The 16,323-nt window shown below is 38.7% G+C and carries 18 protein-coding genes and 1 riboswitch; of the genes, 3 read left to right on the top strand and 15 right to left on the bottom strand.

The window, feature by feature from the left end:
* Positions 1-2: 2 nt before the first annotated feature.
* From ACAM22_RS00210 to ACAM22_RS00165, 10 genes are all read right to left on the bottom strand, one after another.
* Positions 3-761 (bottom strand): ABC transporter permease, encoded by a 759-nt coding sequence (locus ACAM22_RS00210; RefSeq protein ID WP_265471640.1) that lies wholly within the window; start codon positions 759-761, stop codon positions 3-5.
* The gene (locus ACAM22_RS00205) at positions 724-1,014 is read right to left on the bottom strand and encodes a thiamine-binding protein (RefSeq protein WP_261054738.1); all 291 of its coding nucleotides are present in this window, start codon (positions 1,012-1,014) and stop codon (positions 724-726) included. The genes ACAM22_RS00210 and ACAM22_RS00205 overlap by 38 nt, the downstream gene beginning before the upstream one ends.
* 69 nt (positions 1,015-1,083) lie before the next feature.
* Positions 1,084-1,186, bottom strand: a riboswitch (TPP riboswitch).
* Between the two features lie 82 nt (positions 1,187-1,268).
* Positions 1,269-2,381 carry a choline binding-anchored murein hydrolase CbpD gene (gene cbpD / locus ACAM22_RS00200; RefSeq protein WP_369606775.1) on the bottom strand — a complete coding sequence of 371 codons (1,113 nt, stop codon included), beginning with the start codon at positions 2,379-2,381 and terminating at the stop codon, positions 1,269-1,271.
* Positions 2,382-2,469: 88 nt separating this feature from the next.
* The gene (locus ACAM22_RS00195) at positions 2,470-2,736 is read right to left on the bottom strand and encodes a Veg family protein (RefSeq protein ID WP_000128619.1); all 267 of its coding nucleotides are present in this window, start codon (positions 2,734-2,736) and stop codon (positions 2,470-2,472) included.
* A complete protein-coding gene (dnaB, locus tag ACAM22_RS00190; RefSeq protein WP_000852491.1) occupies positions 2,733-4,091 on the bottom strand; it encodes a replicative DNA helicase in 1,359 nt (452 codons plus the stop codon). Before dnaB ends, ACAM22_RS00195 begins: the two co-directional genes overlap by 4 nt.
* Before the next feature lie 43 nt (positions 4,092-4,134).
* Positions 4,135-4,587, bottom strand: coding sequence for a 50S ribosomal protein L9 (gene rplI / locus ACAM22_RS00185; RefSeq protein WP_000864214.1), 453 nt, complete (start codon positions 4,585-4,587; stop codon positions 4,135-4,137).
* The gene (locus ACAM22_RS00180; RefSeq protein ID WP_261052228.1) at positions 4,584-6,557 is read right to left on the bottom strand and encodes a DHH family phosphoesterase; all 1,974 of its coding nucleotides are present in this window, start codon (positions 6,555-6,557) and stop codon (positions 4,584-4,586) included. Before ACAM22_RS00180 ends, rplI begins: the two co-directional genes overlap by 4 nt.
* A gap of 135 nt (positions 6,558-6,692) precedes the next feature.
* Positions 6,693-7,241 (bottom strand): ribosome-associated translation inhibitor RaiA, encoded by a 549-nt coding sequence (raiA, locus tag ACAM22_RS00175; protein ID WP_261052229.1) that lies wholly within the window; start codon positions 7,239-7,241, stop codon positions 6,693-6,695.
* Between the two features lie 79 nt (positions 7,242-7,320).
* A complete protein-coding gene (locus tag ACAM22_RS00170; RefSeq protein ID WP_261052230.1) occupies positions 7,321-7,983 on the bottom strand; it encodes a ComF family protein in 663 nt (220 codons plus the stop codon).
* On the bottom strand, positions 7,980-9,278 hold the full coding sequence (locus ACAM22_RS00165; RefSeq protein ID WP_261052231.1) for a DEAD/DEAH box helicase: 1,299 nt from the start codon (positions 9,276-9,278) through the stop codon (positions 7,980-7,982). The genes ACAM22_RS00170 and ACAM22_RS00165 overlap by 4 nt, the downstream gene beginning before the upstream one ends.
* 56 nt (positions 9,279-9,334) lie before the next feature.
* On the opposite strand from ACAM22_RS00165, the gene ACAM22_RS00160 reads away from it, so the two are divergent.
* The 3 genes from ACAM22_RS00160 (at position 9,335) to cysK (ending at position 11,452) form a co-directional block, all read left to right on the top strand.
* Positions 9,335-9,970: a YigZ family protein gene (locus ACAM22_RS00160; protein WP_084926268.1), complete on the top strand. Its 636-nt coding sequence runs from the start codon at positions 9,335-9,337 to the stop codon at positions 9,968-9,970.
* Positions 9,971-9,985: 15 nt separating this feature from the next.
* Positions 9,986-10,429: a PH domain-containing protein gene (locus tag ACAM22_RS00155; RefSeq protein ID WP_050223247.1), complete on the top strand. Its 444-nt coding sequence runs from the start codon at positions 9,986-9,988 to the stop codon at positions 10,427-10,429.
* Positions 10,430-10,525: 96 nt separating this feature from the next.
* Entirely contained in the window at positions 10,526-11,452 is a 927-nt protein-coding gene (cysK, locus tag ACAM22_RS00150; RefSeq protein ID WP_261052232.1) for a cysteine synthase A, read from the top strand.
* Between the two features lie 121 nt (positions 11,453-11,573).
* Here the strand turns inward: cysK and tsf are convergent, their stop codons facing one another.
* From tsf to mreC, 5 genes are all read right to left on the bottom strand, one after another.
* Positions 11,574-12,614: a translation elongation factor Ts gene (gene tsf / locus ACAM22_RS00145; protein WP_369606774.1), complete on the bottom strand. Its 1,041-nt coding sequence runs from the start codon at positions 12,612-12,614 to the stop codon at positions 11,574-11,576.
* A 78-nt stretch (positions 12,615-12,692) separates the two neighbouring features.
* Positions 12,693-13,472, bottom strand: coding sequence for a 30S ribosomal protein S2 (gene rpsB / locus ACAM22_RS00140; protein ID WP_000268459.1), 780 nt, complete (start codon positions 13,470-13,472; stop codon positions 12,693-12,695).
* 213 nt (positions 13,473-13,685) lie between these two features.
* Entirely contained in the window at positions 13,686-14,873 is a 1,188-nt protein-coding gene (gene pcsB / locus ACAM22_RS00135; RefSeq protein WP_369606773.1) for a peptidoglycan hydrolase PcsB, read from the bottom strand.
* Positions 14,874-14,966: 93 nt separating this feature from the next.
* On the bottom strand, positions 14,967-15,461 hold the full coding sequence (gene mreD, locus ACAM22_RS00130) for a rod shape-determining protein MreD (protein ID WP_077805503.1): 495 nt from the start codon (positions 15,459-15,461) through the stop codon (positions 14,967-14,969).
* Positions 15,461-16,279: a rod shape-determining protein MreC gene (gene mreC / locus ACAM22_RS00125; RefSeq protein WP_033678775.1), complete on the bottom strand. Its 819-nt coding sequence runs from the start codon at positions 16,277-16,279 to the stop codon at positions 15,461-15,463. Before mreC ends, mreD begins: the two co-directional genes overlap by 1 nt.
* Positions 16,280-16,323 lie beyond the last annotated feature (44 nt).

Raw genomic sequence — 16,323 nt, 5'->3', positions numbered from 1 at the left:
TTCTACGAACGTTTCCATTTAATAACATATTTTTCACTAATATCGACCAACTTCATACCCAAAAGGCTGATAATCGATACCAGAATAATAATAGCAAACATGGTATCATACTGAAACAGTTTCTTGGACTGAATCATGTAGACACCTAGTCCTTCAAAGCCTCCCAACCACTCAGATACCACTGTTGTGATAAAGGCGTAGGAGACACTGACCCTCAGACCTGCATAAAAGTAAGGCAGACTGACTGGAATTTTAAAATGCCACAGGATTTGCCAAGGTTTGGCCCGCATCAGACTAAACAAGGTCAGCATATCCTTGTCACAATGCCTAAAACCGTCCAAAATGCTGACGATGATGGGGAAGGTTGTCGTTAAGATAATCAAGACAATCTTGGGCAAAATCCCATAACCTAGCCACAAGACCAAGATAGGAGCTATGGCAATAGTCGGAATGGTCTGAACAACCACCATCATAGGGTAAATCAGGTCATTGAGCCAAGTCAAACTATCCATAAGTACAGCCATGAGACAGGCAATCAAGATTCCTAGAACCAACCCCAATAAAGCCACTCTCAAGGTGGCCCAGCTATGGTGCCAGAGAAATTCTCTATCACGAACAAAGGACAGGAGAATTTCAAGAGGTGTCGGCAGGATAAACTTGGGGAGAAGTTTAAGAAAACCTGCTAACTGCCAGATTGACAAGACCCCCATAAAGCCCAATAGACTAATGTGTCGTCTCAGTATACTTTTCAAGTTTCTCATCAATACTTAAAATCTCTCCTACATTTATTTTGACATTGGCAAAGACATTATCTGCCTCCTGCCCTGCCACTTCCAGCGCTTCTTTGAGAATGCGCATGAGCTCATCAAACTCCCCTTCCAAGACCGTTTCAAATGGTGTCACCACCATGGTCACTTCTTGAGCTTGTAGATAAGCAATGACCTGATCGATAACAGCAATCCGATTAATCCCCTGTGCTAAGGGTAAAACTTGCAAGGCAATGCTTGCTTTCATAAAAACCTCCTCTTCTCGTTTTCCTTTGACAAAAAGAAAAACCTTTACCATATATGGAAAAAGGTCAAGAATAGACTAAGTATCGTTCCCTCCGCTGGCATTACCCAGATCAGGTGCGGTCGAAGTTTAACACTTCCTCTCAGACTGTACACAGACTCCCATATATTATATGGACATATGATAGCGCAAAATAAAAAAAATGTCAAGGAAACTGCTTACAGAAAAGAGCAGGAAAAATTTCCTACTCCAATTTTCTATACTCGTTCTCCATCACTATTTACTCTATAGCCATCCACCGTCGTATTGACAGCTAAGGCACCTGAAGAGTAAGAATAGTACCATTTACCAGAGACTTGATACCAACCTGTTTTCATTGCCCCTGAACTATCCAGATAATACCACAGACCATTTTCCTTTAACCATCCTGTCTGCATTTCACCAGATGATTTCAAATAATACCAGCTAGAGCCATCTTTCAGCCATCCCGTCGCCTTAGAACCATCTGATTTGAAATAATACCAACTACCATTTATTTTCTTCCAACCGACAGTCAGAACATTATTGGAACTACCTTCTGGTTGATTCTGCGATGAAGCAACCTCCTCTAACTGAATATAACGACGATTTCCACTATAAGATATATAACTCAACCACTTGTATCCATCTTTTTCAAGAATTTGATCATAATGAACACTCTCACCTGGAGAATAATATGCAATTGAAGTTGCACTAACTAAAGGTTGATTTTTTATAGCTGCCTTATTCTTAAAATAATGAGTTCCTCCTGTCGAAGAAGGTTGACTATTGAATACTTTGCCACTACTTACTACATTACCCCCAGCCAAATCTTTAAAATGAATAAATCCTGTCATTGTATTTGCTTTTATAATTCGTTTATTATAGGATCCTGTATAACCATAGTTGTATTCCTCAATTTCTATATTATCCCCCATTACATTTGAAACCCAGGCAACATGACCATATCCTCCTGCAGTAGACCAAGCAATAGATCCAATCGTTGGTACACTATCTACACGATAGCCTTCACGACGAGCACGATACCCCCATTCATTCGCATTTCCATAAGCTCCTGGAATCTCAAAACCATTGACACTACTCAAGCGAAAGGCTGCAAATGAAGTACACTGACGAGAGTACATGCGCCACTTATCAATTTCCTGACTCCCATTTTTATAGTAAGTAGGATAATCATCCCCACGCGCAATCGATCCATTTCCTCCAGAATAGGCATATACACTATCACTCGCTACTAGCATCAATCCTACTGCTAAAAAAGGAACAACCTTTTTAACTGATTTTCTCAAAGAAAATCCTGTCTCTGTTACTTTGAATGGTAAAACTTTCATTCTTCCTCCTTGAAAAATAATATAAGTCGAAGATTACCTTCACTTAAACTATTCGGAGAAAAAAGAAAAAGTGAGAAAATTTCTCACTTTAGTCCAGATAATGAATCAAATTCTTTTCTGTAAGGATATCTGAGTAAGTAAAGGATTCAACGTAAACATTAGCTTGTTTATCTCCTTCAACATTTCCAAATTCCACGATAAACAGAGATGGATAAACTTCAATTAGCTTACCCAATCTATTTTTTTGACGCTTACGCCCATTTTCCAAGGTCATTTCAATTACATGGCCCTCATGCGCCTTGATTTCCTCTTTAATTTTTTTCATCTTAGCTACATCTGTAAATGCATCTGTCATCTTATTTCCTCCCTTTTTGAGATACTTGAAAATTTATTGTATTCTTTTTGGAAAATTAATTCCACCGTTCCACGAGCTCCACTACGGTTTTTCTCGATAATAACTTCTACCTTATTATTTGGTATCCCTTCCTCTTCTTCACCACCACGCTCATAGTAATCGTCGCGATAAAGAAAGGCTACGATATCAGCGTCCTGCTCAATAGACCCAGATTCACGAATATCAGACAAGACTGGTCTCTTATCCTGACGTTGTTCTACACCACGAGAAAGTTGACTTAGAGCGATTACTGGAACCTTCAATTCCTTGGCTAGAATTTTTAACTGACGTGAAATTTCTGAAACTTCTTGTTGACGATTTTCTCGGCCTGTACCTGTAATCAATTGCAAGTAATCTATCAAAATTAAACCAAGATTGCCCGTTTCTTGAGCAAGTTTACGTGAGCGAGAACGAATTTCCGTGATCCGAATCCCTGGTGTATCATCGATATAGATACTCGCGTTTGCTAGATTCCCTTGAGCAATGGTATACTTTTGCCATTCCTCATCGGTCAATTGCCCCGTACGGATAGAATGGGATTCTACCAAACCTTCTGCCGCCAACATACGATCCACTAGACTTTCCGCACCCATTTCCAGTGAAAAAATAGCAACCGTTTTGTCCAACTTAGTCCCAATGTTCTGAGCGATATTCAAGGCAAAGGCTGTCTTACCAACCGCTGGACGGGCTGCTAAGATAATCAACTCCTCTTCATGCAGACCAGTCGTCATATGATCCAAGTCACGATAACCTGTCGCAATCCCTGTAATATCGGTCGTTTGTTGCGAGCGAGCTTCCAGATTTCCAAAGTTGACATTCAACACATCTCGAATATTCTTAAATCCACTTCGATTAGCATTTTCACTGACATCAATCAGTCCTTTTTCTGCCTGAGCAATGATTTCATCAGCTGGTTGCGAAGCCTCGTAAGCTTGATTGACAGACTCTGTCAACTTGGCGATTAATCGCCGTAACATAGCCTTTTCTGCAACAATTTTAGCATAATACTCCGCGTTAGCAGAAGTTGGCACAGAATTGACAATCTCAACCAAGTAAGACAGGCCACCAATATTCTGTAAATCACCTTGATTATCAAGAATGGTACGAACCGTTGTTGCATCTATAGCATCGCCACGGTCGGATAAATCGACCATAGCTTGGAAAATCAATCGATGGGCATACTTAAAAAAGTCCCGAGACTCAATATATTCTCGAACAAAAACAAGCTTACTCTCGTCAATAAAGATAGCCCCTAAAACGGATTGCTCAGCCAAGATATCTTGAGGTTGTACTCGTAACTCTTCTACTTCTGCCATCAGACTTCCCTTCCTTTTACAATCTTGTCAAGAAGGTGTAAATTTATCCTTCTTTCACACGAAGATTGATGACACTTGTGATATCTTGATAGATTTTCACTGGCACATCAATCAAACCAACCGCTCGAATCGGAGCTTGTACTTGGATATGACGTTTATCAATCTTAATTCCAAATTGCTTTTGCAATTCTTCTGCAATTTTCTTATTGGTAATAGAACCAAAAGTACGGCCATCTGGACCAACCTTTTCAACAAATTCTACAACAGTTTCTTCTGCCTCTAATTGGGCTTTAATTGCTTTTGCTTCTGCAATCATCTCAGCATGAGCTTTTTCTTCAGATTTTTGTTTACCACGAAGCTCACCTACCGCTTGAGCAGTCGCTTCTTTGGCTAGATTCTTTTTGATAAGAAAGTTTTGTGCATACCCTGTTGGCACTTCCTTAATTTCGCCTTTTTTACCTTTTCCTTTAACATCTGCTAAAAAGATTACTTTCATTCTTCTTTCTCCTTTTCCTTTATTTCATTTAATACAATTTCTGTCAGTTTTTCACCCGCTTCTGACAAGCTTAAATCCTTAATTTGAGCTGCTGCCAAATTAAAATGACCTCCACCGCCTAACTCTTCCATAATCCGTTGTACATTCAGTTTACTACGACTACGAGCTGAGATGGATATAAATCCTTGTGTATTTTTCGCAAGAACAAAACTCGCTTCAATACCTGACATAGCTAACATGGCATCTGCTGCCTTACTAATAACAACTGTATCATAGCATTTCGAGTCCGTAGCCTCTGCTATCAATACATCTGAACCTAATTTACGCCCCTGTAAAATCAGTTCATTGACCTCACGATATTCTTCAAAATCTGTCGCAGCGATTTCTTGGATAGCAATACTATCACTTCCTCTCGTTCTGAGATAGCTAGCAACATCAAATGTTCGACTAGTCACTCGTGAGGTGAAATTTTTAGTATCCAGCATCATACCAGCCATCAAAACACTGGCCTGCATACGACTCAAACGATTTTTCTTAGAATTCTGGAACTGAATCAATTCCGTTACCAACTCACTGGCACTGCTGGCACCACTTTCGATATAAGTGATAACGGCATTATCAGGAAAATCCTGATCCCTTCTGTGGTGGTCAATAACAATGGTCTGTGTAAACAAATCATAAAATTCTTTCGATAAAGTTAAGGCAGTCTTTGAATGGTCTACAAGAATCAACAAAGAACGATTAGTCACCAAGCCCATTGCTTCCTTAACAGACAACAACTTCGTAACTCCTTCTTTTTCTAAGAATGAAACAGCTCGTTCAATATCCGGCGACATTTGTTCTTCGTCATAAATAGCATAACTATTTTCAGTTACATTGCTGGCAAATAACTGCATACCTACAGCAGAGCCCAAAGCATCCATATCTAAATTTTTGTGACCAACTACAAAAACCTGATCCACACTTCGAATCTTATCTGAAATAGCTGTCATCATAGCACGCGTACGAGTCCGTGTACGTTTGATTGAGGCAGCAGACCCACCACCAAAATAAACTGGATTTTTTGTTTCGTCGTTCTCCTTGACAACCACCTGGTCACCACCACGCACTTCAGCCAAGTTCAAATTGAGCAAAGCAACTTTCCCGATCTCATCATGATTTCCATCACCATAAGAAAAGCCCATACTTAAGGTCAAAGGCAACTGTCTCTGTTTCGACTCTTCTCTGAAAGCATCGATAACAGAAAATTTATCATTCATCAATCCTTCAAGCACCGTGTAGTCCGTAAATAGATAAAAACGGTCCATACTCACTCGACGGGAGAACATGGCATGTTTCCCAGCAAATTCTGAAACAAAGTTGGCTACAAAACTGTTAATATGACTGATATCAGACTCGGATGTTTCATCTTCTAAATCATCGTAGTTGTCAACAGAAACGATCCCAATCACAGGTCGACTCGTTACTAACTCAACAGTCGCTTCGTATTCTCCAGACACATCAAAGAAGTACAGAACTCCAGATACCTTGTCCATATGAACCGAATAACGAGTCTCACCCAAGGTGGCATAAGAACCTGGATTTCCTACCGATGCCTTAATAATTGTTTGAATTAATGCCACATCAATCTCGCCTACTTCATTAGTCAAAATCAATTCAGCATAAGGATTAAACCATTCAACTTCACCTGACGACAAGTCTAACTTAATAACTCCAACAGGCATCTGTTCTAACAAGGTTGTCAAACTTTCTTCAGCTTGGTGGTTTACATACTGGATTTGTTCTACTTCACTCCTTGAGTAATAGTCTCTCTGATGGATGAATAGTAAAATATATGAACCCAAAATAAGTAGCAAAAGAAATAGCGTTACCAGTGTATTCGTTACAAAAACAAGTTGCACAGATAGCACTCCGAACGCCACTATTCCTAATATTAAGGGGAAAATAGGACTTACATAAAATTTTTTCATTCCAAACCTCTTGGCACCCATTATACCATAATAACCACCAAAAAGCGACTTTTTAAACGTGTAATCAGTAATTCTATCAATTATAAGAAAAAGGAGGTTTACAATTTAGTAAACCTTCCTTTACACATATTGAAATTAAGATTCTTTAACTTCTAACAAGCCAATCTCGCCATCCTCACGACGATAAATCACATTGGTTGTCTGATCTTCAACATCCACATAGATAAAGAAATCATGTTCCAACAAATCCATCTGTAGAATAGCTTCTTCCAAATCCATTGGTTTTAAATCAATTTGTTTTGAACGAACAACTCTAGACTGGACAACATTTGGATCTTCCACCAAAGCCTCTGTAAATAATTGACTAGTTGCTACCTTATTTTTATTTTTACGCTCGATTTTTGTTTTATTTTTACGAATCTGACGTTCAATTTTATCGGTTACAAGGTCAATTGAACCATACATATCTTGAGACACATCTTCTGCACGAAGAGTAATTGATCCAAGTGGAATCGTTACCTCCACTTTAGCAGTTTTTTCACGATACACCTTCAAGTTAACTCGAGCATCCAACTCTTGTTCAGCTTGAAAATACTTTTCGATCTTTTCGAGTTTAGAAACTACATAATCACGAATTGCTTCTGTTACTTCTAGGTTTTCACCACGGATACTATATTTAATCATATGAGTACCTTCTTTCTAAACATTTTTGTTTTTCTGATTTCATTATAACGCTTTCATTTTATTTTTGCAAATTTTTTCCTCATCTTACAAGGGAAAATGTTTTTACATCTTCAGCACCAGCTTCTTCCAACAGCTTCTTCACACGATTTATAGTTGTTCCCGTAGTGTAAATGTCATCTATAAGTAGGATTTTTTTAGGAATAGTAACTCCACTTTTAATAAAGAAAGGAAGTTCTGTTGCCAAGCGTTCTGAACGATTTTTAGAAGAACTGGTCCGCTCTTCTCTCTTCTCTAGTAAGTCTTGAAAAGAGAACCCTGCTGCTTCAACTAAACCTTCAACCTGGTTAAATCCCCTCTCAAGCAATCTTTCAGGGCTTAGGGGAATGACGACAAATTGATACTCTTTGTATTTTTTCAACTCCGCACTTAAAAATGAAGCGAACACTTTTCTTAAAAGGAAGTCTCCATCAAACTTATACCGACTGAAAAAATCCTTCATAGCTTGATTGTAAGTAAAAATCGCTCTATGACTGACCTCAACTCCTTCTTTACACCAAAATTGACAATCTTGACACTTTGTTGACAACCCTATTTTCATACAGTTTGGACAGTACTCTTCTCCAATTTTCTCAAAAGTAGAATCACAATCTAAACAAAGACAGGAGACATCATTCTTCAGAAGTAAGAGACTACTAAAAGTTAAAACAATCTTCATAGTCTGCCCACATAACAAACACTTCATAAGCCTGCCTCCTTGTTCATCTGCTGAATTTCCTTAATTGCCTTCTTGATTGAAGCATTTAATCCATCATGGAAGAAAAGTAAATCTCCTGTCGGTCTATCCATGCTTCGCCCAACTCGTCCACCAATCTGAATCAAACTAGACTTGGTAAACAGACGATGATTGGCCTCCACTACGAAAACATCCACACAAGGGAAAGTAACTCCACGCTCCAAGATTGTAGTACTGATAAGTATTGTCAATTCTCCATCTCGAAAAGCTTGTACTTTCTCTAATCGATCTTCTGTTACAGACGATACAAAACCAATTTTCTCATTTGGAAATTGCTCCTGTAAGATTTCTTTTAACTGTCCCCCTTTCTTAATTTCTGATGCAAAAATGAGTAACGGATAAGATGTCTTTCTCTGCTTCTCAATATAGGACTTTAACTTTGGTGACAAACGATTCTTATCTAAGTAGCGATTAAAATCAGATAACCAAACTGGTTTAGGGATAATCAACGGATTCCCATGAAATCGTCTTGGCAAACTCAATCGTTTTAATTCTCCTATGCGAACCTTCCTATCTAACTCATCGGTCGAAGTCGCTGTTAAAAAGATTCTCAGCCCATTCTCCTTTACACTATTCTTGACAGCATGGTAAAGCGTGGGATTATCAACATAAGGAAAAGCATCTACTTCATCCACTATCAGCAAATCAAAAGCTTGATAAAACTTCAATAACTGATGGGTCGTCGCAACAACTAGTGGTGTTCGAAAATAAGGTTCCGATTCTCCATGTAGGAGGGCTATCTCGCAAGCAAAATCATCTTGCAGGCGCTTATACAGCTCTAAACAAACATCTATGCGAGGACTGGCCAAACACACTGCACCTCCCGCATTAATCACTTTAGCCACTACTTGATAAATCATTTCCGTCTTTCCAGCTCCTGTCACCGCATGTACCAAGGTTGGCTCTTGCTTGTCGACAGCTCGAATTAGTCCCTCTGACACCTTCTCTTGAAAAGGAGTTAATTGACCACGCCATTTAAGAACATCCTGTTTAGGAAAATCCTCCTGCGGAAAATAGTATAAAGCTTGGTCACTCCTGACTCGCTTCATCAGCAAGCACTCTCGACAATAGTAAGCACCGATGGGCAAATACCATTCCTCTAGAATAATACTATTACAACGTTGACAGAAAAGTTTCTCCTTCTCCTTTCTCATTGCTGGAAGTTTCTCCGCCAACTGACGCTCCTCTTCTGTTAATTCATTCTCAGTAAACAAACGACCGAGATAGTTTGGATTTACTTTCATACTTCTTTATTCGTAAAAACCTAGCACTTTAGATGATTTTTTAGTACAATTAGATCATGGAATTTAGAACAATTAAAGAGGACGGACAAGTCCAAGAAGAAATCAAAAAATCACGCTTTATCTGTCATGCCAAGCGTGTTTATAGCGAAGAAGAGGCTCGTGACTTCATTACCACCATCAAAAAAGAACACTACAAAGCGACGCATAACTGCTCTGCATTTATTATTGGGGAACGTAGTGAAATCAAACGAACAAGTGATGATGGTGAGCCCAGTGGTACTGCTGGCGTTCCCATGCTAGGGGTACTAGAAAATCACAACCTCACCAATGTCTGTGTGGTAGTGACACGCTACTTTGGTGGCATTAAACTAGGCGCTGGAGGACTGATTCGTGCTTACGCCGGCAGTGTTGCCTTAGCTGTCAAAGAAATTGGCATCATTGAAATAAAGGAACAGGCGGGCATTGCTATTCAAATGTCTTACGCTCAGTATCAAGAGTACAGTAACTTCCTTAAAGAACATAATCTCATGGAGCTGGATACAAACTTTACAGATCAAGTCGATACGATGATTTATGTTGATAAAGAAGAAAAAGAAAATATTAAAGCTGCACTTGTAGAGTTTTTTAATGGAAAAGTCACTTTAACTGATCAAGGTTTACGCGAAGTTGAAGTTCCTGTAAACTTAGTGTAAACAAAGGAGAGAAATATGGCATTTGGAAAGTTCATTCAAGGACTCGCTGGTAACTTTAGCGAGCAAAACAAAGAAACTCTTATCAAAGAATATGGACAATATTTACTAGAAAACGAAGAAATTCAAAGTGGATATAAACTTATTCGTGACTCAATTATATTTACCAATATACGTATTATCTTTACAGATAAACAAGGCGCTACTGGTCGTAAGATGTCTATTAAATCAATCTTTTTGATGAACATTGTTAACGTTGAAATGGAAACTGCGGGAGCAGGTATAGATGATAGTGAAATTACTATTACTTATTTAGAAAATATCTTTCTAAAAGCACATAATGAACATTTTAGTGTTCACAAATTTGAATTCCCTAAGAAAACAGATATCGTTCCACTTTATACATATTTACTAGAATTAGCCTATCACAATCGCTTAAAAATTAATGGCTTAGACCTATGATATAAAAAAATCCTATCGCTTCGATAGGATTTCTATATTTTACAAATGGTATAGATAGCGTTATACTAGAAATATCTTATACAAAGAGGTATTCATATGTCTATTTATAACAACATTACTGAATTAATCGGTCAAACTCCGATTGTTAAACTCAACAACATCGTGCCAGAAGGTGCTGCAGATATCTATGTAAAACTTGAAGCATTTAACCCTGGTTCTTCTGTAAAAGACCGTATTGCTCTTAGCATGATTGAAAAAGCTGAACAAGATGGTATTCTGAAACCTGGTTCTACTATTGTTGAAGCAACAAGTGGAAACACTGGTATTGGACTTTCATGGGTAGGGGCTGCTAAAGGGTATAAAGTTGTTATCGTTATGCCTGAAACTATGAGTGTGGAACGACGTAAGATTATCCAAGCCTATGGTGCTGAACTCGTCCTTACTCCTGGTAGCGAAGGAATGAAAGGTGCTATTGCTAAGGCTCAAGAAATCGCTGCTGAACGTGATGGTTTCCTTCCTCTTCAATTTGACAACCCAGCAAATCCAGAAGTACACGAAAGAACAACAGGAGCTGAAATACTAGCTACTTTCGGTAAAGATGGACTAGATGCCTTTGTTGCTGGAGTGGGTACCGGTGGAACGATTTCTGGTGTTTCTCATGCACTCAAATCAGCAAATTCTAACATTCAAGTTTTTGCAGTGGAAGCTGATGAATCCGCCATTCTATCTGGTGAAAAACCTGGTCCTCACAAAATTCAAGGTATATCAGCTGGATTTATTCCTGATACACTGGATACAAAGGCTTATGATGGTATCGTTCGTGTAACGTCAGACGATGCTCTAGCACTCGGCCGTGAAATTGGTGGAAAAGAAGGTTTCCTTGTAGGGATTTCTTCAGCTGCAGCTATCTACGGAGCCATCGAGATTGCCAAAAAATTAGGTACAGGTAAAAAAGTCCTTGCTCTAGCACCAGATAACGGTGAACGTTATCTCTCTACAGCACTCTATGAATTTGAAGTTTAGTCTCCTAAATACAATTGGCCCTTATTATAGGGCTTTTTATTTTTACCTTGAAAATAGGAAGTTCTCCCTATAAGGATCGACTGCATAGAAAAAAGGAAGCAAATTTACTTCCTTTCTATAATTAGTTATTCAAGGCTGCTGCCATTGTAGCTGCAACTTCAGCTTCAAAGTCGTTTGCAGCTTTTTCGATACCTTCACCAACTTCAAAGCGAGCGAACTCAACTACTGAAGCGTTAACTAATTCAAGGTATGCTTCAACTGTCTTGCTATCATCCATGATGTAAACTTGTGCAAGAAGTGTGTAAGCTTGGTCAACTTTAGTGTTGTCAAGCATGAAGCGATCCATTTTACCTGGGATAATTTTGTCCCAGATTTTTTCTGGTTTGCCTTCTGCAGCCAACTCAGCTTTGATGTCAGCTTCAGCTTGAGCAATCACTTCATCAGTCAATTGAGATTTTGATCCATACTTCAAGTGTGGAAGAGCTGGTTTGTTAACCATTGCACGGCTTTCGTTGTCTTGGTCGATTACGTGGTTCAATTGTGCCAATTCATCTTTAACAAATTGCTCATCCAATTCTTTGTAAGAAAGAACTGTTGGTTTCATCGCTGCGATGTGCATTGACAATTGTTTAGCAAGTGCTTCGTCTCCACCTTCAACAACTGAAATAACACCGATACGTCCACCGTTATGTTGGTAAGCTCCAAAGTGTTGTGCATCTGTTTTTTCAATCAATGCAAAGCGACGGAATGAGATTTTTTCTCCGATAGTTGCTGTTGCAGATACATATGCAGCTTCAAGAGTTTCACCTGAAGGCATTGTCAAAGCAAGAGCTTCTTCATTATTAGCAGGTTTTCCTTCAGCAATAACTTTAGCTGTAGTATTTACCAATTCAACGAATTGAGCGTTTTTCGCAACGAAGTCAGTTTCAGCATTTACTTCAATAACTGCTGCAACATTACCGTTAACGTAAACACCAGTCAAACCTTCTGCAGCAACACGGTCAGCCTTCTTAGCTGCCTTAGCCATACCTTTTTCACGAAGCAATTCAATCGCTTTTTCGATGTCACCGTCTGTTTCTACAAGCGCTTTTTTAGCGTCCATAACTCCGGCACCAGATTTTTCACGCAATTCTTTTACAAGTTTAGCTGTAATTTCTGCCATTTTGATTCTCCTATATTTTTTAAAAATAGGAGAGCCGGGCTAAGCCCCGCCCTCCTAGGTAATTACTATTAATATGAATTAAGCGTTGTCGCCTTCTACAACTTCAACGATTTCTTCGATTGAATCTGCTTGAGCTTCAGAAGCTGCAAATTCTGCTTCAACTGCTGCTGCATCTTCACCTTGACGTCCTTCGATGATAGCGTCAGCCAATTTAGCTGTGATCAATTTAACAGCGCGGATAGCATCATCGTTAGCTGGGATGATTACATCGATATCATCTGGATCAGTGTTTGTGTCAACCATCGCTACAACTGGGATTCCCAATTTCTTAGCTTCTTTAACAGCGATTTGCTCTTTATGTGGGTCAACTACATACATTACATCTGGGATACGAGGCATATCTTCGATACCACCCAAGAATTTTTCAAGACGTGCACGTTGTTTATTAAGAAGTGCAACTTCTTTCTTAGGAAGAACTTCGAAAGTTCCATCTTCTTCCATACGTTTGATTTCTTTCAAACGAGCGATACGTTTTTGGATTGTTCCCCAGTTTGTAAGAGTTCCACCTAACCAACGGTGGTTGATGAAGTATTGACCTGAACGTACTGCTTCTTCAGCAACTGCATCAGCTGCTTGTTTCTTAGTACCAACGAACAATACAACTGCATCGTTAGCTGCTGCATCACGCATGAAATCGTAAGCTTGGTCAGCGTATTTTACAGTTTGTTGCAAATCGATAACGTGGATTCCGTTACGCTCAGTGAAGATGTACTTAGCCATCTTAGGGTTCCAGCGACGAGTTTGGTGACCAAAGTGTACACCAGCCTCAAGAAGTTGTTTCATTGAAATTACTGCCATGAGTATTTCTCCTTTTTGTTTTTTTCCTCTTCTTGACTTCAACTCGCAAAACGACCTAAGGGCAACTGCTTCACAATTCATCAAGAATGAGTATTATCGTTCACACGACAAATTTTATTTTACCATACTTTTTCAATATTTTCAAGCTATTTTGATATAATTTTTAATAGGGATAAACCTAAAAAGAGGGCTCTATTCGAGTCCCTCTTTTAATTAATCTGCATAAATATATGTTACAAAACCTGATGATGTAGTTGTTGGATTGAACCATCCACGGTGATTTCCAAGCGTGCGATTACCAGCATAATTTGATTCTGACACTTGGATACGTGTCGTTGATTCTACAGCAGTGACTACCGCTACGTGTCCATATCCACCATCGTTCCAGCATGCAATCGCACCAACTTGAGGTGTTGAACCTGTACGGAAGCCTGCAGCAGCTGCACTTGTAGCCCACTGTGCTCCATTACCCCAATAGTCTCCAGCCCAAGGTGCCAATGTCTTAGCTCCCCATGTACACTCACCAACTGGATAACTTGAAGCATTGGTACTGTATGTTGGGCGTTGTTTAACTGCTACAGGAGTATATGTTGTTGATTCCGAAGAAGCTACAGCTTGAACCTGTGCTGCAAATGTCGTATTTCCAGAAGCAACAACTGTTTGTTGTTGGCTTGCTTGTTTTGCCTTATAAGCTGCTTCTGCCTCTGCTGCTGCCTTTGCTGCCGCTACTGCTTCTGCTTTTTTCTCTAGCAAACTTGCTTTTTCATCTTCTGCTGTCGCTTTTTCAGCAGCAAGATTTAATTCTGCAGCCTTCAACTCAGCTTGTTTCGTTGTTAAAGCTTGCGCATCATCAGACAATTTCTGTTGATTTGCAATTACTGTATTAATTGCGTCATTGTTTGCCACTTGCTTCTCAGAAATTGCTTTTTTATCTGCTTTTTGTTGTTCCAACATTTTGTTGTTAGCAGATACGATTTCATTCATTGCTGCTACACGTGAAATAGCTTCTGTAATTGATTTTGAGTTTACAATCGTATTGATGTAGCTAGTTGCAGCTCCATTTGTTTGAGCACTACGAGCTTGTTTTTCCAAAGAATCATTGCGAGATACAATGTTTTTAGAAAGTTCTGTAATCTCACTCTCAAGTTTTTTGGATTCTGCTTGTAATCTATCATTTTCAGCTTGCAAGTTAGATTGCTCAGCTTGAATAGCTGATACTTGCTCCTGAATTTGGTCAACTTGTTTTTGGGCTTCTTGTTGTTGTGCTGTTAAGTTACTAATTTTATTATCTTGAGCAGCAATTTTGTCATCAGTCGTTTCTGCATGCGCAGTTGTTAAAACAGCTACTTGAGAAACCATTACTGTACTTAATAAAAGTGACGCTAAGATTTTTTTCTTCATATTACGTAGATACTCCTTCTTTTAAAGACAATACTAGTATACCAAAAAAAGGCCTAATGAATATTACGCCTTTGTTACATTTTTGTTTCTTTCTTATAGATAATATCTTTCAAAAATAAACTGAAAAATAAGCATCCACACAAGATTTAAAATCATGGATGGTACTAGGCTATAAACGATAAAAATCGGCAGACTATCTACAGTTAAACCTACCGCTAATGCAAAGAGATAAGCTCCCATATCAAATAGAAAAGTCATGACAATAATTGCCAAGATTCTTGTCCAACGATTCAATAAAATAACACTATTCAATTTATGAAGAAAGGCTCCCAATAAGATAAATAAGAGAGTTGCAATCCCTATTAGATGGAAAAAGTAAACATCGTAAACCAAGCCAATCACAAAACAATAGACTAGGTAGAGGTACTCTGATACTTCTATCGTCTCAAATAATAGAAATAGAAAAAGAAAATGACTAGCCAAATGTACATGGGGGAAAAATGAGCCCAGAAGCTGGCTAATATGGGCGTCAATTAGAACAAAGAAAGGAAGTAATAAAAACACTCCAACCCGCTTCAACTGTCTCATCATGAATTCCCCACTAATTCTATCACATCCACATTATGAGTATCTGCACTCAATTTAACAGTTACTTCTCGTGTCAAATAGTCTGTACTATGCGTTGTGGCAACCACTTCACCAACAGGAATATCCGCAACGTTAAAGTTTCCTAATCCACCCGTTGTCACCTTATCACCTGTACTAATATCGCTATTGCTATTTAATTGACTAATTTTAAGAACTTCATTTTCCTTGTCGTAGCCAACAATAATTCCATAAATTGTGGTAGTGCCGTGTTGAATTTTAACAGAAATCTTATCAGCATTTTCCGTATTTGTCAGAAGGTTGACTATAGTAGAGTTCTCCTCTACTTTTGAAACACTCCCAATCAAGCCACCATTTGCAATAGCTAACATGTTCTCAGAAGCCCCTTTTGATTTACCTACATCTAAGGTCAATTCCTGCTTCCAAGATACCGGAGAACGCATAATAACATCTGCTGCCAAAGCCTTTGTAGCTTGCAACTTGGACTTCATACCAAGCAATTGCCGCAGTTGTTCATTTTCCGTCTTTAAACTTTCCGCCTCATTTGATTTAACTTCTAATTGGTAAATCTGTTTCTTCAAACTTTCATTTTCATTATATGTTCGTGTCAAATGTGCCAAATCTGATTTAACAGAATCAAACCACTGAAAAGGTTTTTGCACAACTCTATCAACCAATGAGATCCCATCTCCTAATTTTGTCACAATTGTACTTGAATAAGTCGTCGCTAAGAGAGCTGAGACAAGCAGAACAGTGACAAAAACAATAATGACATATTTTGATTTTTTAAAACGGTTCATATCCCTACCTTTATATCAAAAACTGTTACAGTAACTTTTTATCG

Source organism: Streptococcus sp. SN-1, assembly GCF_041154385.1.
Lineage (GTDB): Bacteria > Bacillota > Bacilli > Lactobacillales > Streptococcaceae > Streptococcus > Streptococcus mitis_CT.
This window is presented reverse-complemented; position numbering and strand designations above follow the sequence as displayed.